Here is a 23776-nt window from a genome sequence, read left to right as displayed (position 1 = left end):
CGGTTTTTCTGGGTTGCAGACGTTCGAGCGCGCGTCTGTCAGACGGTTTCAGGGGTGAAAAACCGTAGTGTACACCTGTACGTACAGCGTGTACGTACAGGTTTTCCCGTCCGTGGCGGGGCGCCGACCTAGAAGCGGTAGGCGCCGCTGAGCATGACCGTGCGGCGCGCCCCGTAGAAGCAGTCGCCGCGATCCAGGCAGACCACTTCGTAGGTGCGGTCCGCGATGTTGTTCACGTTCAGCGCGTAGCGCCAGGGGCCATTGTCGTAGCTGAGCATGGCGTCGAACAGCGTAACCGCGGGCGTTTCGGGGGCGCCGCCGTCTCGGAAGGCCGACAGGTAGCGTACGCCCGCGCCTACCGCGAAGCCCGGCTGGCCGGCCAGGGCGAAGCGGTACTTGCCCCACATGGAGGCCATGTGCTTGGGTTGCGCCTCCAGTTGCGGATCCAGATCGGTATAGATGTAGTTGGCGATCACGTCCAGTTCCTTGGTGACGCGGCCGCGCAGTTCCAGCTCCACGCCACGCGTGCGAGTCTTGCCGGCCTGGATCTGGTTGTTGGGATTGTCCGGATCGTTCGTCTGGCGGTTCTTCTCGCGCAGGTCGTAGGCGGCAGCGGTGAACTCGATGTCCGCGTCCTTGGGCATGTACTTGATGCCGGCCTCCACCTGTTTGCCGCGCATGGGTTTCCAGCGCTGGTTGTAGAAATCGTCCCCGGCGATCGGCGTGAACGATTCGCTGTAGCTGAGGTATGGCGACCAGCCATTGTCCGCCGCGTACATCAGGCCGAAGCGCTTGGTGGTGGCCATATCGGTTTCGCGGTCCTGGCCTTCGGTGGTGCTGTCTGCGCGGTCGCGCCGGATGCCGGCCAGGAAGATCCAGTTCTTGTCGAATTTGATCTGGTCCTGCGCGTAGAAGCCGATTTGCTGCTGATTGACCTTGGGATTGTCCGACAGTTCATACTCGGGCACGTTGCCGTACTCGGGGTGATACAGGTTCAGCGGCGAGCCCGCGCCGCGGGCCATTTGGCTGGTTTCGCGATAGCGCGAATAGTCCATGCCGAAGATCACTGTGTGTTCCGTGCGGCCCCAGTTCAGCTTGCCTTCCAGGTTCTGGTCCGCCAGCAAGGTGCGCATGCGCGGCTTGTTGACGTAGAAAATGCGGTCCACGGTGGTCTGCTCGGGATCGATGTAGGAATCGCCCCGGCGCGCGCCGTAGACGTTGGGGTAGAGCGTCTTGTAGTCGACGCTGCTGACCGTGTTGCGGAAGTTCTGCCGCACTTTCCAGGTGTCGTTGAACTGGTGCTCGAACAGCCAACCCACGCTGAACTGCTCGGTGTCGTAGGCATCGAAGCCCGGCTCGCTGGCAAAGCGCCGGGTAGGGATGCGGCCGTTCGGATTCTCCTGCACCGAGCCGCTCCAGGGCAGGAAGGATTGCGTGGTGCCGGCGCGGTCCTTCTGCCAGGTGGCCTGCAGGGTCAGCGATGTGGCCGCGCTGGGGCGCCAGGTCAGCGAGGGCGCAAGCATCAGGCGGTCGTCCGGCGCATATTGGACCTGGGTATCGCTGTCGCGTCCCACCGCGATGACGCGGTACAGCCATTGGCCGTCCTCGCTGGCCGGACCCGTGAGGTCGGCCTGGATCTCGCGGCGGTTGTGGTTGCCCAGCACCACGCCGATCTCGCGCTGCGGTTCCTCCAGCGGGCGTTTGCTGACCAGGTTGACGATGCCGCCCGTGCTGCCCTGTCCGTACAGCATGGACGACGGGCCGCGCAACACTTCCACGCGCTCCATGGCATAGACCTCGGTGCGCGGGTTGTTGAAACTGAAGTACTGGCGCAGGCCGTCCAGGTACTGCACCGGTTCCACGCCGCGGATGCGCACGTAATCGGCGCGGTTGTCCACGCCGTACGCATTGGGGCGCACGCCGGCTGCGTAGTTCATGGTGTCCTGGATGTTTTGCGCGCCCTGGTCCTCGATCTGTTCGCGCGGGATCACGGTGATGGCCTGCGGCGTTTCCGACAGGGGCGTGTCGGTCTTCGTTCCGGTGGCGCTGCGCGTGGCGACGTAGCCCTCGACCGGGCTGGTCGCGGTTTCGCCGGTGCCGGTGACCTGCACGGCGGGCAGGATCGTGGCGGGTTCAGCCGAGTCCGCGGCTTGGGCGTGGGCAGCGCCGCCCAGGCAGGCGGCGAGCGCGGCGCCAAGGGGCAGCAGAACCAGCGGCCGCGCGCGCGGGCCGGCGGGATGACGGTGGCGTATCAATGGAATTCCCCTGCGGCCTGGATTCGGCCTATTGAGTATGTAAATAGCAACGATAACTATTATTGATTTACTGCCTGGAGGCTGTCAGGAAATGGGCTGGCCGCAGATGTAAAAAAGCCCTGCAAAGCTTGCCGGACAGTAAGGCTGCAAGAAAAAACGCCGTGCTATCAGCGGCTTGTGGACAGTTCCGCAGGCTGTGTGGCAGCGGGGCGCCTGTTGGCGAGACGCGACAGATCGTTCAGGCGTAACGTGGCCGGCGGGTGCCGCCTTCGCGCCGGCTGGCCTTGTCGGTGACGATATTGTCTTCGGCCATGCGGCGGCCGCGCTGCTCGATGCGGCCAAGGAAGTCGCGCAGCAGGGCGACTTCGTCCTCGCTCAGGTCCTGCACCAGCAGGTTGTTCAAGTGCGAAACCTCGGGCAGCAAGGCCTCGTAGCGGGCCGTGCCTTCAGCGGTGGCTTCCACGCGCACCACGCGGCGGTCGGCGCTGTCGTGCAGACGGCGCAACCAGCCTTTTTCGCATAGCGCGCCCAGGGTCCGGGAGGTGCGGGCCAGGTCCAGCTTGGCAGCGGCCGCCAGCTCGGCTGAACTCATGATGCCGCCCTCGACGGCACAGGCCAGCACGCGCCATTCGCGGCGCGTGATGCCGAAGCGGCCTTCGCACAGGCGCAGAAACACCGGATTGGATTGCGACCACGCCTGATACAGCCGATACATCAGCATGTCGGAAAGCTGGCGTTGGCCGGACGCGGGGATGGTCGGCATGGCGTCTTCTCCTGATGGCGTTGCAGTTCGCGCTGCATATCGTTATGGAAAGTCCTGGATTAGATCAACAAATGTGCGCGTTGCTAAATTCAATTTTCCTATTTGGGTATCGGCCATGCAGTGACAACCATAATCGACAGGGGCCGCTGTCTCCAGGAGAAGACCATGCGTAAATGGATAACAGGCGCCGCTGCAGCGGCGGTGCTTGTGGGCGCCGCGCCCTTGGCCGGCGCGCAGCAGGCCCCGTTGGACGGGACCCTGACGGTGGTGGTGGGCTACCCGCCGGGTGGCAGTTCGGACCGTATTGCGCGTCTGGTCGCGGATCGGCTCAAGGATCGGGTCGGCGTGTCCGTCGTGGTCGAGAACAAGACGGGGGCGGGCGGCCGCATCGCGGCGCAAGGCCTGCATGCGGCGCCGGCCAGCCAGAACGTACTGATGCTGGCGAATCCGGCCGTGATGGTGGTGGCGCCGCTGGTCTATGCCCAACCGGGCTACGATGCGCAGCGCGACTTCAAGCCGGTGTCCCTGGTCAGCCGCTACAAGTTCGCCCTGGCGGTGGCGGCGAACTCGCCGATTCAGGACCTGGCCGGCCTGCGCCAATGGCTCAAAGCCAATCCCAAGCAGTTCGCGGTGGGCGTGCCCGCCACGGGCAGCCTGCCGCATTTCTTTGCGCTGATGCTGGGCCGCGAACTTGGCCAGGAGCCGGAAGTGGTGGGTTACCGTGGGTCGGCGCCGCTGATTTCCGAACTGATCGGGGGCATCTTGCCGCAAGGCATCGACACGCTGGATACCCTGCTGCCGCAACACCGAGCGGGCAAGATCCGTATCCTCGCCATCTCCGGCGACGAGCGCGACGCGGAGCTCAAGGACGTGCCCACCTTCCGCGAAAAGGGCGTGAACCTGGCGGCAGACGGCTGGAACGCGTTCTTTGCGCCCGCCGCGATGCCGCAGGCCAAGGCCGACAGGCTGGGCGCGGAAATCGCTGCCGTGTTGCGCGAGCCCGGCATGCAGGAGGCCTTGCGCGCCGCCGACCTGGAGCCCGTATCGCTGGACGCGGCCGGCACTGCCGCCGCCCTGGCGGCCTACCGCAAGCAATGGGAGCCGGTGGTGCGAGACTCCGGTTTCACGGCCACGCAGTAGGAGGGGCAATGTCCACCGTGCAGAACGTGCTGTTCATCATGGCCGACCAGCTGCGGGCCGACCACCTGAGCTGTTATGGCCACCCCTACCTGCAGACCCCCAGCCTGGACACCCTGGCGGCGCGCGGCGTGCGTTTCGAGCGCGCCTTCGTGAACTCGGGCGTATGCGGCCCGTCGCGCATGAGCTACTACACCGGCCGCTATCCTTCGCGCCATGGCGCCACCTGGAACCGCGTGCCGCTGTCGATCAACGAGATCACCCTGGGCGAGTACCTGGCAGGGCAGGGGCGCGAGCTGGCGCTGGCCGGCAAGACGCACATCATTCCCGATCGGGCCGGCATGGAACGGTTGGCTATCGACGGCGCTTCCGAACTGGGCACCTTGCTGGCCCGGGGCGGCTTCACGGAGCTGGACCGCTACGACGGCCATCACACTCCCGGCGACGAAAGCGGCTATCCCGGCTATCTGCGGCGCCACGGCTACGACAGCGCGGACCCCTGGACCGACTACGTGATTGCGGGGGTGGATGCGGGCGGCCAGATCGTCAGTGGCTGGAACATGCGTAATGCGTATCTGCCATCGCGCGTGGCCGAGCGGCATTCCGAAACCGCCTATATGACGGACCAGGCATTGGATTTCATGAAGCGGCGCGGCAGCCAGCCCTGGGTGCTGCATCTGAGCTATGTGAAGCCGCATTGGCCCTACATGGCGCCGGCCCCGTACCACAACCTCTATACGCCGGAACAATGCCTGCCGGTGCGGCGCAACCGGGAAGAGCTGGAAAATGCGCACCCGGTGGTGGCGGCCTACCGGCAGCAGGAGGAGAGCGTCAGCTTTTCCACGGACGAATGCGTGCGGGTGGTGCGGCCGGCCTATCAGGGGCTGATCCGGCAACTGGACGACCATCTCGGGCGGCTGTTCGATTACATGGAAGGCGCGGGGCTGATGAAGAACACGCTGATCGTGTTCACGGCGGACCATGGTGACTTCCTCGGCGACCACTGGCTGGGTGAAAAGGAGTTGTTCTACGACACCGTGCAGCGCGTGCCGTTCATCGTCATGGACCCTTCCGGCTCGGCCGATGCCACGCGTGGATCTGCCTTGGACGATATGGTCGAAAGCGTGGACCTGGTGCCCACGGTGCTGCGCGCGCTGGGCGCGCCCGGACCCGTCTACAGGCTGGAGGGCCGCGAGCTGCAAACACTGCTGCACGGCCGGGATGCGGCCACGCCGTGGCGGGACTGCGTGTATTCGGAGCTGGATTACAGCTTTCGCCAGGCCCGCCTGTTATGCGGTAAGACGCCCCAGAATGCCCGAGCCTGGTCGGTGCGCACGGACCGCTGGCGCTATGTGTACTGGCTGGACGAGCGCGAGCAGCTCTTCGACCTGCACGCCGATCCGGACGAATACCAGGACCTGGGCGCGAGCGGCGCGCATGCGGAAACGCGGCTGGCGCTGCGGCAGCGGCTGCTGGAATGGATGCTGCGGGGCAAGCGCCGCACCACCATCAGTGATGAGGCCGTGGAAAAGGCGACCAACGCGCACAAGCGCGCCGGTGTCTTCTTCGGACAGTGGTGAGGAGGAGCCGGCTCGCGCTGGCGAGCCGGCGGGTTCGGGCCTAGCCTGGCTGCCGGGCCTGCGGCGGCGCGGCGGGCGCCTGCGCGGCGGGCTTGAGCTCGCGGCGCAGGATCTTGCCGACGTTGGTGCGCGGCAGATCGTCGCGGAATTCGATGTAGCGCGGAACCTTGTAGCCCGTCAGCTGCTTGCGGCAATGCGCGATCAAGGTTTCGGCGTCCAGCGCGGGATCCTTGCGAATCACGTACAGCTTGACGGCTTCGCCCGAGCGTTCGTCGGGCACGCCTACCGCAGCGACTTCACGCACGCCGGGATGCAGGGCGGCCACGTCCTCGACCTCGTTCGGATAGACGTTGAAGCCGGACACCAGAATCATGTCCTTCTTGCGGTCGACCAGGAATACGTAGCCGTTTTCGTCCACGTAGCCGATATCGCCGGTGCGCAGGAACCCGTCCGGGTAGAGGACCAGCGCGGTTTCGTCGGGCCGCTGCCAATAGCCCTGCGTGACCTGGGGGCCGCGCACGCATATTTCGCCAGCCTCGCCCACACCCAGCTCCTGGCCTGCGTCGTTGCGGATGGAGATATCGGTGGACGGCACGGGCAGACCGATGGATCCGGTGAACTCCTTGACGTCCAGAGGATTGATCGTGACGGCTGGCGAGGTTTCGGTCAGGCCATAGGCTTGCGCCAGCGAACGGCCGGTGACCGCGCGCCAGCGATCGGCCACCGAACGCTGCACCGCCATGCCCCCGCCCATCGTGAGGCGCAGCCGCGAGAAATCCAGGCGCGCGAAATCCGGATTGTTGAGCAGGGCGTTGAACAGCGTATTCACGCCAGTGAAGGCAGAGAACGGCACTTTGCGCATTTCCTTGATCAGTCCGGGAATGTCGCGCGGGTTGATGATAAGCAGGTTGCTGGCGCCCATCTTCATGAAGGTCAGGCAGTTGGCTGTCAGCGCGAAGATGTGATACAGCGGCAAGGCTGTCACGATGCATTCTTCGCCCTCGGTCACCAGCGGCCTCACCCAGGCATAGGCCTGGCTCAGATTGGCCACCAGGTTGCCGTGGGTGAGCATGGCGGCCTTGGCCACGCCGGTGGTGCCGCCCGTGTACTGCAGGCAGGCCAGATCGCGCTGGTCCAGTTCCACTTCGGTGAAGGGGGCGGCTCGGCCAGCTTCCAGCGCTGCGCCCAGCCGCAAGGCCTCGGGCAGGGACCACGCGGGTACCATGCGCTTGACTCGGCGGACCACGAAATCCACCAGGCGCCCCTTGACCGTTCCCAATAGTTCTCCGATGGACGTCACCACCACGCGCTCGATCGCGGTTCCTTCCAGGGACTTTTGCACGGTTGCAGCGAAGTTGTCCGCAACCACGATGACGCGAGCGCCGGAGTCGGCCAACTGATGCTGGAGTTCGTGCGGCGTATAGAGCGGATTGCAGTTGACCACGACGCAGCCGGCGCGCAAGGCGCCGAACAGGCACACGGGGTATTGAAGCAGGTTGGGCATCATGAGCGCCACGCGGTCGCCGCGGCCCAGTCCGTTCGCATGCAGCCAGGCAGCGAAGTCGCGCGTCAGCCGGTCAAGCTCGGCATAGCTGAGCGATTTGCCCATGCTGATGTACGAGGTCTTGCCGGCGTAGCGCCGGCAGCTCTCGCGTACCACTGAAACCAGCGTCGTCACGCCGTCCATCTCGATCTCCGCGGGCACGCCCGCGGGATAGCTTTTCTGCCAGATTCGTTCCATTTCCCGGGATTCCGTCTAGGGTCCTAGCCGCCCAGCAGGGCTTTCTTCAGGGAAGCTTGCGCAGGCTTGTCGCCCAGCCAGACCCGCAAAAGGGCGCGTGCGAATGCGGGGCTGTCGATGCGGCCCCGCGACTTGCCGTTATCCGTGACCGCGACGCCCTGGGCGTCGAAATCCAGGTCGACCACATCGCCTTCGCGCACGGCGCCGATTTCAGCCATCAGGGCCGACAGGCGCTCGGCCGGCGCCTTGAGCTGTGCCAGTTCCTGCGCAGGCGTATTGTCGCGCAATCCGTCCTGCAGGGCTTCGTCCAGGCTCTTGCTGTCCACGTCACGCAGCAGCCGCAAGCGCATGCGGCGCGGTTCATCGCTATTGACCAGCGCGGCGGCGTCACTGGTTTTCGCGGTGGCGTACAGCGCGGCCACGTAGACCTTGACCACGAATTTGGTGCGCAGGCCGGCGCCGTTCAGCACCAGCGTTCGGCCGCCTTCGGACAGGCTGTCCGGCACGCGCACGCCGCCGACTTCCACATCGGCGGCATGGGCGGGGGCGCCGGCCAGGCAGGCGGCGAGCGCGAGACTCAGGGCGGCCTTTCGCCCTCCGGGGATGCGACGCATGGTTCTCCTCCAGTGTTCTTCTGTTTGTAGAACTTCTTGTCTGCGATATAGATCGTGCGTTCCACCACGGCATAGACAACGCCGTCGCGGTCTTTGAGTTCCACCGTGTAGGTCCGGGTGGTTTCATGGTCGCGCGCCAGGAGCCTGCGGATTTCCGCGATTTCGCCCGGCGGCAGCCGGAAGTCGGCGTACAGCGTGACGTAGGCCGGCTTGCGGTAGCGTATGGTGGCGGCCTTGTCCCACACGATGTGATCCGGGCCCAGCGCGGACATCAGCATCGTGGGGTGGGCGCCGTCGGTCACGGCGAACAACGAACCGCCGTACATGGATCCAACGATATTGCGGGTGCGGCGCAGCAGCGGCAGCTTGATGCGGATGTGATGAAAGTCCGCGGACACATGCACCACCTTGCCGCCGGTGGCGCGGAACGCCGGATGCAGGTTGAAGCCTACCCGCATCAGGCGCGCACGCCATTGCGGCGACAGGTTCTTGAACCAATAGGGCTTCATGCTGCGCGCGGCTCCGCCTACATCGCTTCGAAGAGGCCCGCCGCGCCCATGCCGGTGCCGATGCACATGGTCACCAGCCCGTACTTGCCGCCAGTGCGCCGCAGGCCGTGTGTCAGGGTCGCCGTGCGGATCGCGCCGGTGGCGCCCAGCGGGTGTCCCAGGGCGATTGCCCCGCCCAACGGGTTCACCTTGGCCGGATCCAGCTTCAGTTCGCGGATTACCGCCAGCGATTGGGCGGCGAAGGCCTCGTTCAGTTCGATCCAGTCCAGTGCATCCTGGCCGATGCCGGCGCGTTGCAGCACCTTTGGGATGGCTGCGACCGGGCCGATTCCCATGACTTCGGGCGGAACTCCAGCCACGGCGAAACCGGCAAAGCGCGCCAGCGGGCTCAGGTTGAGTTCGCGCAGGACCCGGTCGGACACCAGGATGACGGCGGCGGCGCCATCGGACATCTGCGAGCTGTTGCCCGCGGTGACGCTGCCGCGCGCGGCAAACACGGGTTTGAGACGGGCGAGCGCCTCGGCGCTGCTGTCCGGGCGCGGCCCCTCGTCCACTTCGACTACGCGGCGCGTGACGCGCACCGTGCCGCTCGCGTCCCCGGGCTGGCGCGACACCGTTTCATAGGGGGTGATTTCGGCGCGGAAGTGGCCGGCGGCGATGGCCGCGCAGGCTTTCTGGTGCGAGGCGAGGGCGAAGGCATCCTGGTCCTCGCGCGAGACCTTCCAGCGTTCGGCGACCTTTTCGCCGGTCAGGCCCATGCCGAAGGCCATGCCGATGTTCTCCTGGTGTTCGAAGATGGCCGGATTCATCGACACTTTGTTGCCCATGATCTGCGGCATGGCGCTCATGGACTCGGTCCCGGCGCCTATCATGATGTCGGCCTCGCCGGTGCGGATGCGGGCGGCGGCGTCGGCGACCGCCTGCAGGCCGGACGCGCAGAAGCGGTTCACGGTAACCCCCGCCACGCTTTGCGGCAGGCCCGCAAGCAACAGGCCGATGCGGGCGACGTTCATGCCCTGTTCGGCTTCCGGCATGGCGCAGCCGGCGATCACGTCGTCGATGCGCGCGGCATCCAGGCCCGGGACTTGCGCCAGCGCGCCGTTGAGCGCGGCGGCCAGCATGTCGTCGGGGCGGGTGGTGATGTAGGCGCCGTTGCGCTTGCCCACCGGCAAGCGCGTGGCGGCAACGATGTAGGCGTCTTGAATCTGCTTGCTCATAGTGATTCCTTGTGTGTCCATGGCGTTGCCCGTTGCGGTCTTCTGCCTTGTCCTGCCGGGGCCGCGCGGATCCGGCTCCGCCGGTCCGCAGTCGGCGCCCCCTGGGCGGGCCCCCCTAGGGGGTGGGCCTAGTTCCTCAGGGGCTTGCCGGTGTCCAGGGTGTGGCGGATGCGGGCCTGCGTCTCGGGCGTGCGCAGCAGCGCGACGAATTCCTTGCGTTCCACGGCCAGCAGCCATTCCTCGTCGACCTTGGCGCCGGTTTCAACTTCGCCGCCGCACAGGGCGATGGCGGCGCTGCGCGCCACGCGGTAGTCATGGGCACTGATCATGCCGCCTTCGCGCATGTTGACCAGCACCATTTCAAAGTTGGCGATGCCATTGCGGCCCGCGACAGGGATGTCGCGCAGGCGGGGAGGCGGCGCATATCCCGCCTCGGCCGCAGCCCGGGCCTGGCCGATGGCGACGTACAGCAGTTCGTCCGGATGGAAGACGACGATATCGTGTTCGCGGGCGAACCCCACGGAGATGGCCTCCAGCGCACTTTTCGCGACCTGCGCCATGGCTATGGTCTGGAACACGGGCTGCAGATAGGGGAAGACTTCGCCCGGCGTGGCGGTCTTCGCCGCCAGCGCGGCGGCGCGGCCAGCGAATTCCTTGCTGCCGCCTCCGGCCGGGATCAGCCCGACGCCGGCCTCGACCAATCCGATATAGCTTTCCAGCGCCAACACCCGGTGCGACGCGTGCATCAGGAATTCGCAGCCTCCGCCCAGCGCCATGCCCTGCACGGCTGCGACGGTGGGGATCTGCGCGTACTTGAACGACTGCGAGGTGCGCTGGAACTTCTCGACCGTTGCTTCCAGCATTTCCCACTGGCCTGCGGCGCAGGCTTCCGACACCTGCTGCAGGTTGGCGCCTACGGCGAAGGGCGCGTCATGCCAGATGACGAGGCCGTCGTAGTCGCGCTCGGCCCGCGTCACGGCCTGCAGAATGCCTTCGAGCACTTCGGCGCCCAGTGTGTGGTTTTTCGAGGTAACGGAGAGAATGGCCACGCCGGCATCGACCTGCGGCAGGTTCCAAAGGCGCACGCCCTCGTTTTCCCAGATCGTGACACCGCGTTCGGCGGCGCCTTCGCCGTATACGCGTTCGGGGAACAGCTGGCGGCGATACACCGGCAGCGTCGAGCGCGGGCGCAGTTGCGCGGTGCGCGCGGAGTAGGAGCCTTCGGGCGCATGCACGCCCTGCCGGTCCGGTTCCAGCGCCCAGGCGGGCAGCGGGGCGTCGCTCATGGCACGGCCGGCGGCGATGTCCTCGGCGACTGCGCCGGCAATGGTTTGCCAGCCGGCCGCCTGCCAGGTTTCGAACGGACCTTGGGCCCAGCCAAAGCCCCAGCGCATGGCCAGATCGAGGTCGCGCGCGTTGTCGGCCACGTGTTCGAGCTGCACGGCGCTGTAGTGGAAGATGTCGCGGAACAGGCTCCAGAGGAACTGGGCCTGGGGATGGTTGCTCGCGCGCAGCGCGGCGAAGCGCTTGCCCGGGTCGCGCTCCTTGAGCAGTGCGGCGACTTCATCGGCCAGCTTGCCGGCGCTGGGCACGTAGTCCTGCGCCTTCAGGTCCAGCACCTGGATCTCCTTGCCTTGCTTGCGGTAGACGCCGGCGCCAGTCTTCTGGCCCAGCGCGCCCTTGGCGATCAGGGCGGAAAGCCAGTCGGGCAGGGTGAAGTAGCGGTGCCAGGGATCGTCCGGCAGGTTCTTTTCCATGGTGCCGACCACGTGGGCCAGCGTGTCCAGCCCGACCACGTCGGCGGTACGGTAAGTGGCGCTCTTGGGGCGGCCGATCTTCGGCCCGGTCAGCGCGTCGACTTCGTCGAAAGCCAGGCCGAGACGCGCAGTGTGGTGCATGGCCGCCAGGATGGAGAACACGCCGATGCGATTCGCCACGAAGTTGGGCGTGTCCAGTGCGCGGATCACGCCCTTGCCCAGGGTCGAGGTCAACCACGTTTCAAGCTGGTCCAGCACGGCCGGCTCGGTATGCGAGGTGGCGATGATCTCCACCAGCCGCATGTAGCGGGGCGGGTTGAAAAAGTGGATGCCGCAGAAACGGTCGCGCAGGCCGGCGGGCAGGGCGTTGGCCAGCGCGTCGATCGACAGGCCCGAGGTATTGGAAGCGATGATGGCGCCGGGGGCGACGTGCGGCGCAATGCGCTCGTACAGCGCCGTCTTCCAGTCCATGCGTTCGGCGATGGCCTCGATGACCAGATCGCAGCCTTGCAGGCGTTCCAGGTCGTCGTCATAGTTGGCGGGCGTGATGAATGCCAGGCGCGCCGCGCCGGCCAGCGGCGCCGGCTCCAGCTTTTTCAAACCGGCCAGCGCCTTCTTGACCGTGCCATTGCGGTCGCCTTCGGGGGCGGCCAGGTCGAACAGCGTGACGGGCACGCCGGCATTGGCCAGATGGGCGGCGATCTGCGCGCCCATGACGCCGGCCCCCAGGACGGCGACGTGTTTGACGACGAACTTGCTCAAGGCAGTCTCCTGAAAAAAGCGGATGGCGGGCCGGACCGGGCCAGGCCGCCATCCGTGGGGCGGGTTAGAAGCGGGACGACAGCTGTATGCCCAGGATATGGGCATTGCTGTCATAGGTGCCCGCCACGCGGCCCTTGGTCAGCTGGTTGCCGGACGTCGTGTCGATGTCCGTCTTGCGCAGGTACAGATAGGTGTAGCCGACGTCCAGCGTGGTGTCCTTGGTGGCTTGCCACTGCACGCCGGTCGAGAGCCAGTAGCGGTCATTGTCCGGCAGCGAGGTCGGGCGGTCGGCTTCCTTGTACACGGGCGACTGGTCGAACGCGACGCCGAATTTCCACTTCCAGTTGGGCGCGAACTTGTAGTTGGCGCCCAGGGCGACGCGCCAGCTGTCGCGGAAGTTCAGGGGCAGCTCGTCGTCGCGCGCGCCTGCGCCCGAGTTGCGGATCTTCAGCTCGGGAATGCTGCTCCAGCCCGTCCATGAGACGTCGCCCAGCAGCTCCCACCGTTCGTTCAACTGGTGCGCGGCGCTCAGGATCAGGGTGTCGGGCAGGGACACCGAGGCTTTGGCGTCGAACGAGACCGAGTTGCCGCGCGGATAGATGCTGGTGATGTCCGTATCGCCCTTGGCGGTGTGCTTGATCTTGGAACGGTACGACAGGCCGATGCGGGTGTCGTCCGTGGGCTGCAGCATGAAGCCCACGTTCCAGCCCCAGGCGTCGCCCTTGAGGTTCAGGTCGGCGTCGCCGGTGGTGCCCAGCGGCAGGCCGGGAACCGGAAGCACGGTCTTTTTCTTGTAATTGGCGTCGATGTGCTGCCAATTGACACCGAAGCCCATAGAGAACTTCTCGTTGACCTTATAGGCGATCGACGGGTTGACGTTGATCGTCTTGATCTCGAATTTGTTCGAGTGGTATTGGCCCACCCAGCCGTCGTCGTATTCGGTCATCAGGCCGAAGGGAGCGCCCACGCCCAGGCCGATGAACCACTGTTCGTTCAATTGCCAGGAGGCGTACATGTTGGGCACCACGCCCAGGTTGCCCGCGTCGCCGCCATTGCCGCCGGTGGGGCGCGATCCGCCCAGGCCGGTGCCCGGCAGGCCGGGAATGCTGGGGTTGCGGCTGTCGCCGTTGTCGGAGAACTTGAACGACGGCTTGATCAGGTTGACGCCGCCGGACACGTTGAAGCCGGGCAGGTAGGTCATGCCTGCGGGGTTGTAGTAGATGATGCTGGCGTTCTCGGGGTTCGCCGCAGAGCCCGCATACGCGTTGCCCAGGCCGCTGGCGTTCTGCTCCAGGAGCTGAAAGCCGGCGGCATGCGCCGTCGTGGTTGCGCCCAGGCCGACCACGATGGCCGACAAGGTGCTCAGGGACAATGAACGTCTGCTCATGGTACTGCCTCCTCGTGATGGATGGTGTGTCTCTATGGCACTGCCGGTCTTGTCGTTCCGGTTTAGGGTGTACAGGTCCTAATCGGCCTCAGCCGGTCTTATACTGCGCATCGCATTGCTGCTCTGGTAATGCATGGGGCCGCCCGTGAATGGCGCGAACCCCGTTCCGAAAATCACTCCCGCGTCGGCCAGATCGGCGTCGGCGACGATACCCGCGTCCACGCGCTGGCGCGTGGCGTCGATCAGCGGCTCGATCAGGCGCTGCGCCAATCCGGCGGGGGCGCCTGACGGGTGGTTGCCCTTGACCGGCTTGCCGTCGCGCCAGACGTAGAAGCCGCGGCCGCTTTTCTTGCCCAGATCGCCACGCGCAAGGCGTTCGCTGAGGCAGCGCGGCGGCTCGGCGCCGCCAGCCAGTTCCTCGCCGGCAGCGCGCGCGATATCCAGGCCGACGGTGTCGGCAAGCTCCAGCGGCCCCATCGGCATGCCGAAGGCGACCATGGTCGCGTCCACGGCTTCAGGCGCCAGGCCTTCGTCCACGCTGCGCATGGCTTGCAGCATATAGGGCGCCAACACGGCGTTGACCAGAAAGCCCGGCGCACTCTTGACAGGCAACGGGAGCTTGTCGATCTGGCCGACGAAGGCGCACGCGCGGGCTTGCATGTCGCCCGCGTCGCCTTCGGCCTGCACCACCTCCACCAGCGGCATCTTCGCCACGGGATTGAAAAAATGGATGCCCACCAGCCGTTGCGGACGCGCCAGGCCCTCGCGCAGCGTCTCCAGCGGCAGGCTGGAGGTATTGGTGGCGAGCAGGGCATCGGTCTTCATGCGCGGTTCCAGCGATCCGTAGAGGGCGCGCTTGGCGTCGGGCTGTTCGCTGATGGCTTCGATCACGATATCCGCCAGCGGCACGCCGTTGCCTGCGGGATCGGGCGTCAGTCGGTCGAATGCGGCTCGGGCCAGGCGCGGGTCTTTCAGGCGGCGGGCATATAGCTGGGCGGCACGCTTCATGGCGGGCGCGATGCGCGCCATGTCCTGGTCCTGCAGCGTGACAGTCATGCCTTTGAGCGCGCACCAGGCCGCGATGTCACCCCCCATGACGCCGGCACCCACCACGTGCACATGGCGCGCCGGCGGGACGCCAGTCTGCTTGCCGTTGGCCTTCAACCGTTCCTGCAGGCGGAACACCCGCAGCAAGTTGCGTGCCGTGTCGGACGAAATGATGCGATCGATCAGCTCGGGGGCCTGCAAGGCGTTGCCGCCATGCGTCTCCCAGATATCGACGATGGCAGGCGCGGCCGGATAGTGGCCCAGGGGATCCTTGGCGGCGATCTGTTTACGGGCGCGGCTGGCCACGACGGCCTTGAGCGGCCAATGGTTGGCCCAACCGCCGAAGCCGCGCGCGCGGCGCGGCGCCTTGCGCGAGAGTACCGTCTGGCGCGCCGCGGCCAGCAGCAGGCGGGGCGGCACCCGCGCATCTGCCAGGCCCAGCGCGGCGGCGCGGCGCGCATCGGCGCCGCGGCCCGTCAGCATCATTTCCAGCGCGGCGGGCGCGCCGATCAGCCGCGGCAGGCGCAGCATGCCACCCCAGCCGGGGAAGATGCCGAGCATGACTTCGGGGAGGGCGAGCGAGGTGCCAGGCTGGTCCGCCACCAGGCGGTAGCGGCAGGCCAGCGCCAGCTCCAGGCCGCCGCCCAGGCAGTGGCCCTGGATCAACGCCAGCGTGGGATAGCGCGCCGAGGCCAGGCGATTGAAGAGATTCCAGCCGCGCGCGACCAGCGCGCGCGCCTGTTCGGGCGTGTCCAGGCTGGCGAATTCATTGACGTCGGCGCCCACGATGAAGCCCGTGGCCTTGCCGGACCGGATGATCAGCCCGGTGGGCGGCGCCGCGTCCAGCGTATCCAGCACCACGGCCAGTTCCGCCATGGTGTCGGCGGACAGGGCGTTGACCGCGCTGCCGGCACGGTCGAAAGTCAGCCAGGCCAGGCCGTCCGCGTCGCGGTCCAGGCGCCAGTGGGCAAGCATGTCCAGGGTCGTCATGGGCGGTCCTCATCCAGGGTTTCGACCAGCATCGCGCCGCCTTGGCCACCGCCGATGCAGATGGCCGCCATGCCGCGCCTGGCGCCGCGACGTTTCAAGGCCGCAAGCAGGTGCAGCACGATGCGGGCGCCGGAAGCGCCCACGGGATGCCCGATGGCGATCGCGCCACCGTCGACGTTGAGCCTGGCGGGGTCGAGGCCGCCCCAGGCCGGCGTGCCGAAATGCTCCTGGCAATAGGCATCATCGCGCCAGGCCGCGAGGCAGCCTAGCACCTGGGCCGCGAAGGCCTCGTTGATTTCCCACAAGTCCAGGTCATTCAAGCCCAGTCCATGACGCTGCAGAACGGGCGTGGCGGCATGCACGGGCCCCAGGCCCATCTGCGCGGGATCGAGGCCGGCCCATTGGCTGTCGACGATGCGGCCCAGCGGCCGCAGGTTCCATTTGCGGACCGCTTCTTCGGAAGCCAGCACCAGCATGGCTGCGCCGTCCGTCACTTGCGAGCTATTGCCCGCGGTGATGTTGCCCCAGGGCTTGTCGAAGACGGGCTTGAGCTTGGCGAGCTTCTCGGGGGTGGAGTCGTCGCGCACGCCGTCGTCGTCAGGGTAGAGCTTGCCCTGCGTGTCGATCAATGGCGTGATTTCGCCCAGAGCGCCGGCCGCGCGGGCCGCCAGCGCGCGAGCATGGCTCTGCGCCGCATAGGCGTCCATTGCGGCGCGGTCGATGCCGAAACGGGTCGCGACGTTTTCGGCCGTCTGCCCCATGGAAAGTCCGACGACCGGGTCTGTCAGGCCTTTGAGCAGGCCGATGACAGGCACCAGGTTGCGCAGGCGGAAGCGGCCCAGCGCCGCCAGTTTGGCGCCCGCTCCGCGGGCGGCGTACCAGCCGGCCAGCCAGCGCACCATGTCATCCGAATACAGCACCGGCGCGCGCGACAGCGCGTCCGTGCCGCCCGCCAGCACCAGTTCGGAGCGGCCGGACTGGATGTTGGCGATAGCGGAATCCAGCGCCTGCATGCCTGATGCGCAATTGCGCATGACGGTCCAGCCGGGCACCTTGTTGCCGCAGCCCAGGCGCAGCGCGATCACGCGGCCGATGTTCACTTCGTCGGGAGAGGGCGCTGCGCAGCCCACGATGACCTCGTCCAGGTCGGTGGGCGCATAAGGCTGGCGCAGCAGCAGGGCGCGCCCCGCCTGCACGGCGAGATCGCCGGCGGAAAAGGGGCCTGGGCCCGTGCGGGCCTTCAGGAAGGGAGTGCGGGCGCCGTCGACGACGTAAACCGGTTTGAATGCCATCCGATTGCTCCTTCAGGCGACCCTGCGCTCGGCCACGGGGCTGCTCTGGTCCGCGGAGCGGAAGTCAAAGGGGAAATCATCCACTTTCACTACCGTATCGCGCAAGCGGTTGCGGCGTTTCACCACCGCATATTCTTCGGCGGTGATGCCGCCGATGGCGAAGGCGGCGTCGGCGATGTCGCGCACGTTGGCTTGCGGGTTGCCGTCCAGCGCGCCGCGCTTTTCAAGCTCGCGGATCTTGGCTTCGATGGGTTCGGCGTCCAGCGTCGCGGCCAGGGCCTGTTCGATCGCGCCCACGGGCTCGGCGTCCGTCGCGGGCAGATGGCAACCTGCTGTCAGGCGGTCGCGCGCCGCGTTCGGATTGATCAGCAGCCGCGCCACATCCTGGCCCAGCTGGTCCGACGGCAAGGATTGGGTGCGGCCCCACGGGAATATGAGGCGGCGCAGGCTCCAGGCGACGTAGCGGTTGGGGTAATTGTCCAGCACGCCTTCGATGGCTTCTTGCAGCTTGAACAGCGCATCCTGGATCGACCAATGCGCGAGCGGCGCGTCGGCCGCCTGGCGGCCTTCATCCTCGAAGCGCTTGAGCGTGGCGCTGATCAGGTACATCTGCGACAGCACATCGCCCAGGCGCGCGGACAGGCGTTCGCGGCGCTTCAGGCTGCCGCCCAGGACCAGCATCGAGGTGTCCGCCAGCAGCGCGAAGGCGGCGCTGTAGCGGCTGAGCAGCTGGTAGTAGCGCTTCATCTCGGGCGCCACGTCGGCGTTGACTCGGAGATATCGCGCCCCGGTCAGCGCGCTGCCCAGGGTGCGCAGCTTGTTCTTCGCGACAAAGCCCACATGGCCCCAGAAGGCGCGGTCGAAGTCATCCAGGCCGCGCTTGCGGTCGGGGGATTGGGCTGCCTGCATTTCGGCCAGCACATATGGGTGGCAGCGGATCGCGCCCTGGCCGAAGATGATCAGGCTGCGCGTCAGGATGTTGGCGCCTTCGACCGTGATGCCGATGGGAATCTGCTGGTAGGCGCGGCCCAGGAAGTTGGACGGCCCCAGGCAGATGCCCTTGCCGCCGATCACGTCCATGCCATCGTTGACGACCTGGCGCGCGCGCTCGGTCACGTGATACTTGACGATCGCGGACACCACCGATGGCTTCTCGCCCAGGTCCACCGCGCCTGCCGTCATGCTGCGCGCGGCATCCATCATGTAGGTGTTGCCGCCGATGCGCGCCAATGCTTCCTCCACGCCTTCGAACTTGCCCACCGGCGTGCGGAACTGGCTGCGCACGCGTGCATAGCCGCCCACCGCTCGCGCGGTCAGCTTGGACATGCCGGTATTGGAAGACGGCAGCGAGATGGACCGGCCCGCGGCCAGGCACTCCATCAGCATGCGCCAGCCTTGTCCGGCCATGGCGGGACCCCCGATGATGAAGTCCAGCGGCATGAAGACGTCCACGCCGCGAGTGGGGCCGTTCATGAACATGGCGTTCAGCGGAAAATGGCGTCGGCCCGTGTCCACGCCCGGATGGTCGTGCGGCACCAGCGCGCAGGTGATGCCCAGGTCCTTCTTGCCGCCCAGCAGGCCTTCCGGATCGTACAGGCGGAACGCCAGGCCCAGCAGGGTGCACACGGGAGCCAGCGTGATGTAGCGCTTGTCCCAGGTGACCTTCATGCCTATGACTTCGCGGCCCTGCCATTCGCCCTTGCAGACGATGCCGCTATCTGGAATGGCGGCGGCGTCGGAGCCCGCCCAGGGGCTGGTCAGGGCAAAGGCAGGCACTTCCTCGCCGCGCGCCAGGCGCGGCAGGTAGTGGTTTTTCTGTTCATCAGTGCCGTAGTGCAGCAGCAGTTCAGCGGGGCCGAGCGAGTTCGGCACCATGACCGACACCGCCAGCGCCGAAGAGCGCGTGGACAGCTTGGTCACGATTTCGGAGTGGGCGTAGGCGGAGAATCCGAGGCCGCCATATTCCTTGGGAATGATCATGCCCAGGAATCCCTGCGTCTTCAGGTAGGTCCAGACCTCGGCCGGCAGGTCGTAGCGTTCCTGCGTGACGCTCCAGTCGTTGACCATGCGGCAGGCCTCTTCGGCCTGGCCGTCGAGAAAGCGCTGCTCTTCGTCGGTCAAGCGCGGACGGGGGTAGGCGAGCAGGCGGCTCCAGTCGGGCCGGCCGCGGAACAGTTCACCTTCCCACCACACCGTGCCCGCTTCCAGCGCGTCGCGCTCGGTGTCCGACATCTGCGGCAGCACCTTGCGGTACAGATTGAAGATCGGGGCCGACAGCAGGGCGCGGCGAATGGGACGCACGCTCAGCACGACCGCGGCCAGGAGCGCGACGATGACCAGAGCGAGGATGACTGCGTTCATTTTCTTGTCTCCGTGGATGTTATGTCCCGCCTGCTGGGGCGTGAACGTTACGGCACCTGTGGCAGGGGCGCGCGCAAGCCGCCCAGCAGAAAACTCATCAGGCGCGGCAGCAGCAGGTCCGGGTTATCGGGCTGCTCCGCGTCATCGATGGTCCAGCCCGTGACCGAGCGCAGCAGGTCGGTGCCGATGATGGCGTAGGACGTGGCCCCCAACATGAACTGAAAGCGCCACACGATCTCGGCGCGAGGCACGTCGGGCAGCGCTGCGAAGAGCGCATTGCGGTAGCGCTCCAGCACGTCCGCGTATTCCTCGGCGAACAGCGCCCGGATGAAATCCGAGGGGTCGGTCATGGTGCGTTCGAGCAGGGGCAGGAAGGTGCTGCCGGCCTGGGCGGGGTCGGCAGCCAGGCGCAACAAGGTGCCGAAAAATGCGTCCACGATCTGCGATGGCTTCAGGGGCTTGCCTTCGGCTTGCGCCTCCAGTTCATCCAAAAGTCGCAAGCGCTCGCGGTTCAGCACTTCCAGCCGCCGTTTGAGCACCGCCTGCACGAGTGACTCCTTGGAACCGAAGTGATAGTTCACCGACGCCAGATTGACGCCAGCGGCCGCCGTGATCTGGCGCATGGAGGTGCCATCGTGTCCCTGCTGGGCAAACAAGGCCTCTGCGGTGTCGAGGATGGACTCACGAGTGGGGGAAGGTCTGATTTCTTGCATAAGGTTGAATTCAAACGTTCGTTTAAAAACAATTATGCGTGAGAGATGGCTGAGATGCGAGCCTCGGCTATCCCCAATAGGGTTTACCACTACCGGGGCGCGCGCAGCACTTTCGGGACCGGCCGGATTTTCCGCTGGCTCACCCAGAGGGATGAGAAATCTCATGCGGAGGAAGGAGCAATTTCCTAGGGTTTGCGCATGATCCTGAGCCATTCGTCCTCGGACTGCCGACCTAGGATGAATGTGGTCTGGAAGGGACGCGCAAAACCCCGCAGTATCAGCGCGAGGACATGAGTCTGTCGCGCCCCTGAAAACACAATCTAGCCCGTTCGCCGTACCGGACGGAACGCCGATACGCCCTGGCACAGGAGCAGGAGAAATGAAGACCTACAGAGTGGGACTGCTGGTTGACGGGTACGAGCAACCCGGCTGGATGCATGAGATGGCCGAGTGGCTCACGCATAGCCAGGATTTTGAAGTCGCTGCTTTGCTGGTGATGGACGCGGAAGGCGGTGAGAACTCGCCGCGCTTGAGCACGCGAGCGCTGTTTGGCGTCTTGTCTCGCCTGGAGGCGCGGCTGTTGCCCGCCAAACAACGGATGTCGCTTGCCTGCAGCGACATGCGCGAAAGCGTGTCTACGGATACGACCACCGTCCTGGCGCTGGCGCCGGGCATGCCGGCGCCCGAGGCTCAGAATCAAGTCGAGGCATTGGGGCTGGACCTGGTGATCATGCTGGGCGCATCGCCGGCCACCCGCGAACAGATGGCGGGCTGGGCGCGCCTGGGGGTGTGGCAATTGAGTTATTCGGATATCGCGGTCGCGACAAGCCGCTATGCCGGCTTCTGGGAGGTTTACCAACGCGAGGATCACACCACGGTGAAACTCTGGCGCGTGGGCCCGAAGGAAGATCAGGATGAACTGCTGGACCAGCGCAGTTTCAACACCGAAGTGTTCTGGTTGAAGAATCAGGCGCGCGCATTCAGCCTGGGAAATTTCATGGTGTACGACGCGCTGCAGGCGCTAGCCCGCGTCAAGCAAGGCGTTGCGCCGCCCGGCATGCAGATCATGAGCGGCATGCGGCGCGAGGATCCCGTGGAGTGGGACAGCGCCGCATATATTGCGCGCCAGGCGTGGTTAATGTCCGATTTGATTGTGCGGCGCGTCATGAAACGCAACGTGCGCTGGCGGATCGGTATGTTTCCCTCTGCGCGGCAGCAGGCGGTGGTATCCGAGGCGATGGTATTGCAGCCGCCCAAGGGTAGATTCTTCGCCGATCCGTTCGTATATACCCAGGACAAAAAGCCATATATATTCTTCGAGGACTACGATTTTACTTCCCGCAAGGGCACGATCTCGGTGGCGACCTACTCCGACGGGGCTTTCCGCCTGCTGGGCACTGCCCTGAACCTGCCCTACCACTTGTCGTTCCCCTATATATTCGAGCACGATGGCGTCACTTACATGGTGCCGGAGACTTGCGGGAACCGCAGTATAGAGCTATGGAAATGCACTGAATTTCCGCTCAAGTGGGAGCTCGATGTAAATCTGATGACGAATATATCCGCAGTCGATACCATTATTTTCAAACACGGAGAATACTGGTGGTTATTAACTAATATCGACCGCACGGACGGCCAAAGCCATTGCGACGAATTATTTGCTTTTTTTTCGGACTCGCCGCGCTCGACCGAGTGGACGCCGCATGCCTGCAATCCCATCGTGCGCAACCCGATGCGGGCCCGCAACGCCGGAATCGTTGTGTCGCCTAGCGGAGAGGTGATCCGCTGCGCTCAGTACCAGGGCTTCTGTCACTACGGCAAGGGCGTGTCGCTGAACCGGATCGAGGAGCTCTCGCCATCCACCTACGTCGAAACGGATGGCGAAATCCACTACGCAAGCTTCCTGAGGAAACGCCATGCTTCAATGCACCATTGGCATCATCAGGGGGGGCATACGGTATTTGACTTCGCCTATATGGAGTAAATCGTGCCGGAAACGCAAAAATAAAAATGTTACCTATATTTCGATTACAAGAAAAACGCACGGGCGCTATGTGTCCGCGGAAACATCTAGATAGTTATTGCGTTAATTCCGGAAGTCTCGGGCCGCGTCCGGCGGATGCCACGGCGCGGCTTTTTTACGGCTGTAACAATGGCCTGCCGTAGCCGGGAGCCCGATTCCCTCTTGCATGTTTCATAGGGAAAACGCAAGCTCCGCATGGGGAATCCCTGGTGAAAACCCTAGCGCCCCAAAGGACGAGGAGCGCGCCTCGTCCGGATTTACGATGATGATTAAGGCTAACGAATGATTTCTGTTTTTGTCGGATTATATCGAGCCGAAACGTCTTGATTTTGACAATTTCGAACCATAAGATGGGTCCATGCCATCCGTTATGTTGGCTACGAAAGTCTCCCAGCCCAAATGCCCCGGTTCAGCTTCATTAGATATTCCGGGATATTGCGGACTCGCACCGCGGGGTTGGATAAAAATAGTCTTCAGCACAGCGAAGATCCCTTCTAGGCCCGTCGAAAAACCGGGAGGACACCATGGCCAAGATGGTCCTGATTGAAGCCCATCCGCTCCTGCGGTTGGGGTTGTGGCAGATTCTGAGCAAGTTGGATGATGTGTGGGAAATCGAGGGGATGGGTTTGGCTGACATCTCCAAGGCGGACGGCGTGCACGCGGGCGCCGACCTGTTGATTTACGGATTGCCGGTGGATACCGACGAAGCGTGGAGCGCGCTGCATGAAATCCAGCGCGTATTGACGCCCAAGCGGATCCTGCTTCTGACGGACGTCATGCCCTTGCCCATGCCGGTGCAGGGCCTGCCCGGGGCCAGCGTTTACGGCTGCCTGATGAAGACGGCCTCCGTGGAAATTCTTGAAGCGGCCATCCGCCTGGTCATGGCGGGCGGACAGTGCTTCCCTAGCGAACAGGCATTGCAGGCTCCCGCCCAGGCGGTCTGCGCACTGCCCGCCAGGGAAGTCGATGACGTCGCCGCCAACAAGGGGTCCATGCCTGTCAGCGCCGGCGCGCAACTGCTGCAGATCACGCCGCGCCAGTACGAAGTGCTGGTGCTGCTGGCGCGGGGGTATCCGATCAAGACGGTCAGCAGGATGTTGAACATCTCGGTGGCCACGGCCAAGACGCATGCGTGCACGCTCTACCAGCGCTTGCATGTCAAGAACAAGGGCGAAGCCGTATACGCGGCGCTGCAACGCGGCGCGACCTTGGAATGGCATGAACCCAATGGCAGGGACGTGGACGCCGGGCAGCTTTATGGGCGCAAGCTCGGGTAACCGAGGCAGGTTGCGCTGTCTGCCCGGCAGCCTGGAACCTTCGCGTTCCGTTGCTGCCGGGAGAGCGCATAGCCATCCTGGCTAATTCATACACAGCAGCATCCGCGGTCGCAGTGCTGCTGCATTCCTCCACCAATCATCCTCCTGAACGAGATTCAGCGAACGTAGCCGCTGATAGCATGGGTTGTGTCCGCAAGTCTGGATTGAGAGGGCGAACCACTCCGCCTCGCCATCGCGATCCTGAGCCGCGGACGAGATTCCCGTGAGATCGGTGACGCAGATGATCTGCCATTGCTGCAACGCTGCGCCAGCGTCATGGGAACCGTGTATGGGCCATGCGTCACAAGGTTC

16 protein-coding genes are annotated in these 23776 nt (G+C 65.4%); 4 read left to right on the top strand and 12 right to left on the bottom strand.

Going from position 1 to position 23776, the window contains the following annotated elements; genetic code table 11:
- Positions 1–128: 128 nt before the first annotated feature.
- Both CEY08_RS16360 and CEY08_RS16355 read right to left on the bottom strand, forming a co-directional pair.
- The gene (locus tag CEY08_RS16360; RefSeq protein ID WP_076814687.1) at positions 129–2255 is read right to left on the bottom strand and encodes a TonB-dependent siderophore receptor; all 2127 of its coding nucleotides are present in this window, start codon (positions 2253–2255) and stop codon (positions 129–131) included.
- Positions 2256–2493: 238 nt separating this feature from the next.
- Positions 2494–3018 (bottom strand): MarR family winged helix-turn-helix transcriptional regulator, encoded by a 525-nt coding sequence (locus CEY08_RS16355; RefSeq protein WP_076814685.1) that lies wholly within the window; start codon positions 3016–3018, stop codon positions 2494–2496.
- 165 nt (positions 3019–3183) lie between these two features.
- Between CEY08_RS16355 and CEY08_RS16350 the strand changes: the two genes are divergently transcribed.
- Both CEY08_RS16350 and CEY08_RS16345 read left to right on the top strand, forming a co-directional pair.
- A complete protein-coding gene (locus CEY08_RS16350; RefSeq protein WP_076814683.1) occupies positions 3184–4158 on the top strand; it encodes a Bug family tripartite tricarboxylate transporter substrate binding protein in 975 nt (324 codons plus the stop codon).
- Between the two features lie 8 nt (positions 4159–4166).
- On the top strand, positions 4167–5735 hold the full coding sequence (locus tag CEY08_RS16345) for a sulfatase-like hydrolase/transferase (RefSeq protein WP_076814682.1): 1569 nt from the start codon (positions 4167–4169) through the stop codon (positions 5733–5735).
- Positions 5736–5775: 40 nt separating this feature from the next.
- Here the strand turns inward: CEY08_RS16345 and CEY08_RS16340 are convergent, their stop codons facing one another.
- The 10 genes from CEY08_RS16340 to CEY08_RS16295 form a co-directional block, all read right to left on the bottom strand.
- The gene (locus CEY08_RS16340; RefSeq protein WP_076814680.1) at positions 5776–7476 is read right to left on the bottom strand and encodes an AMP-binding protein; all 1701 of its coding nucleotides are present in this window, start codon (positions 7474–7476) and stop codon (positions 5776–5778) included.
- 23 nt (positions 7477–7499) lie between these two features.
- Complete coding sequence (locus tag CEY08_RS16335) at positions 7500–8090, bottom strand: chalcone isomerase family protein (protein WP_076814678.1); 591 nt, start codon at positions 8088–8090, stop codon at positions 7500–7502.
- On the bottom strand, positions 8054–8599 hold the full coding sequence (locus CEY08_RS16330) for a DUF4442 domain-containing protein (RefSeq protein ID WP_076814676.1): 546 nt from the start codon (positions 8597–8599) through the stop codon (positions 8054–8056). The genes CEY08_RS16335 and CEY08_RS16330 overlap by 37 nt, the downstream gene beginning before the upstream one ends.
- 17 nt (positions 8600–8616) lie before the next feature.
- Positions 8617–9816: an acetyl-CoA C-acyltransferase gene (locus tag CEY08_RS16325; protein ID WP_063960286.1), complete on the bottom strand. Its 1200-nt coding sequence runs from the start codon at positions 9814–9816 to the stop codon at positions 8617–8619.
- 128 nt (positions 9817–9944) lie between these two features.
- Complete coding sequence (locus tag CEY08_RS16320; protein ID WP_076814675.1) at positions 9945–12335, bottom strand: 3-hydroxyacyl-CoA dehydrogenase/enoyl-CoA hydratase family protein; 2391 nt, start codon at positions 12333–12335, stop codon at positions 9945–9947.
- A 64-nt stretch (positions 12336–12399) separates the two neighbouring features.
- Positions 12400–13722: an OmpP1/FadL family transporter gene (locus CEY08_RS16315; RefSeq protein WP_076814673.1), complete on the bottom strand. Its 1323-nt coding sequence runs from the start codon at positions 13720–13722 to the stop codon at positions 12400–12402.
- Positions 13723–13800: 78 nt separating this feature from the next.
- Positions 13801–15759, bottom strand: coding sequence for a 3-hydroxyacyl-CoA dehydrogenase NAD-binding domain-containing protein (locus tag CEY08_RS16310; RefSeq protein ID WP_088607731.1), 1959 nt, complete (start codon positions 15757–15759; stop codon positions 13801–13803).
- Entirely contained in the window at positions 15756–17051 is a 1296-nt protein-coding gene (locus tag CEY08_RS16305; protein WP_076814671.1) for an acetyl-CoA C-acetyltransferase, read from the bottom strand. Before CEY08_RS16305 ends, CEY08_RS16310 begins: the two co-directional genes overlap by 4 nt.
- A 12-nt stretch (positions 17052–17063) precedes the next feature.
- Positions 17064–19412 carry an acyl-CoA dehydrogenase gene (locus CEY08_RS16300; protein ID WP_076814670.1) on the bottom strand — a complete coding sequence of 783 codons (2349 nt, stop codon included), beginning with the start codon at positions 19410–19412 and terminating at the stop codon, positions 17064–17066.
- A 47-nt stretch (positions 19413–19459) separates the two neighbouring features.
- Positions 19460–20125 carry a TetR/AcrR family transcriptional regulator gene (locus tag CEY08_RS16295; protein WP_042794441.1) on the bottom strand — a complete coding sequence of 222 codons (666 nt, stop codon included), beginning with the start codon at positions 20123–20125 and terminating at the stop codon, positions 19460–19462.
- 379 nt (positions 20126–20504) lie between these two features.
- Here CEY08_RS16295 and CEY08_RS16290 point away from each other — a divergent pair, with 379 nt between their 5' ends.
- The gene (locus tag CEY08_RS16290) at positions 20505–22109 is read left to right on the top strand and encodes a glucosamine inositolphosphorylceramide transferase family protein (protein ID WP_076814667.1); all 1605 of its coding nucleotides are present in this window, start codon (positions 20505–20507) and stop codon (positions 22107–22109) included.
- A gap of 563 nt (positions 22110–22672) precedes the next feature.
- The gene (locus CEY08_RS16285) at positions 22673–23425 is read left to right on the top strand and encodes a response regulator transcription factor (RefSeq protein ID WP_063961669.1); all 753 of its coding nucleotides are present in this window, start codon (positions 22673–22675) and stop codon (positions 23423–23425) included.
- Positions 23426–23776: the final 351 nt, after the last annotated feature.

Origin of the sequence: Achromobacter insolitus (assembly GCF_002209555.1) — a bacterium.
GTDB classification, from domain to species: domain Bacteria; phylum Pseudomonadota; class Gammaproteobacteria; order Burkholderiales; family Burkholderiaceae_B; genus Achromobacter; species Achromobacter insolitus.
The sequence above is the reverse complement of the archived record's forward strand: the minus strand, read 5'-3'. Positions and strand labels throughout refer to the sequence as shown.

Coding starts and splice junctions, on each gene's coding strand:
- CEY08_RS16330 (WP_076814676.1), bottom strand. CDS start 8,599: ATGAAGCCCTATTGGTTCAAGAACCTGTCGCCGCAATGGCGTGCGCGC.
- CEY08_RS16300 (WP_076814670.1), bottom strand. CDS start 19,412: ATGAACGCAGTCATCCTCGCTCTGGTCATCGTCGCGCTCCTGGCCGCG.
- CEY08_RS16355 (WP_076814685.1), bottom strand. CDS start 3,018: ATGCCGACCATCCCCGCGTCCGGCCAACGCCAGCTTTCCGACATGCTG.
- CEY08_RS16315 (WP_076814673.1), bottom strand. CDS start 13,722: ATGAGCAGACGTTCATTGTCCCTGAGCACCTTGTCGGCCATCGTGGTC.
- CEY08_RS16290 (WP_076814667.1), top strand. CDS start 20,505: ATGAAGACCTACAGAGTGGGACTGCTGGTTGACGGGTACGAGCAACCC.
- CEY08_RS16310 (WP_088607731.1), bottom strand. CDS start 15,759: ATGACGACCCTGGACATGCTTGCCCACTGGCGCCTGGACCGCGACGCG.
- CEY08_RS16345 (WP_076814682.1), top strand. CDS start 4,167: ATGTCCACCGTGCAGAACGTGCTGTTCATCATGGCCGACCAGCTGCGG.
- CEY08_RS16295 (WP_042794441.1), bottom strand. CDS start 20,125: ATGCAAGAAATCAGACCTTCCCCCACTCGTGAGTCCATCCTCGACACC.
- CEY08_RS16335 (WP_076814678.1), bottom strand. CDS start 8,090: ATGCGTCGCATCCCCGGAGGGCGAAAGGCCGCCCTGAGTCTCGCGCTC.
- CEY08_RS16305 (WP_076814671.1), bottom strand. CDS start 17,051: ATGGCATTCAAACCGGTTTACGTCGTCGACGGCGCCCGCACTCCCTTC.
- CEY08_RS16285 (WP_063961669.1), top strand. CDS start 22,673: ATGGCCAAGATGGTCCTGATTGAAGCCCATCCGCTCCTGCGGTTGGGG.
- CEY08_RS16340 (WP_076814680.1), bottom strand. CDS start 7,476: ATGGAACGAATCTGGCAGAAAAGCTATCCCGCGGGCGTGCCCGCGGAG.
- CEY08_RS16325 (WP_063960286.1), bottom strand. CDS start 9,816: ATGAGCAAGCAGATTCAAGACGCCTACATCGTTGCCGCCACGCGCTTG.
- CEY08_RS16350 (WP_076814683.1), top strand. CDS start 3,184: ATGCGTAAATGGATAACAGGCGCCGCTGCAGCGGCGGTGCTTGTGGGC.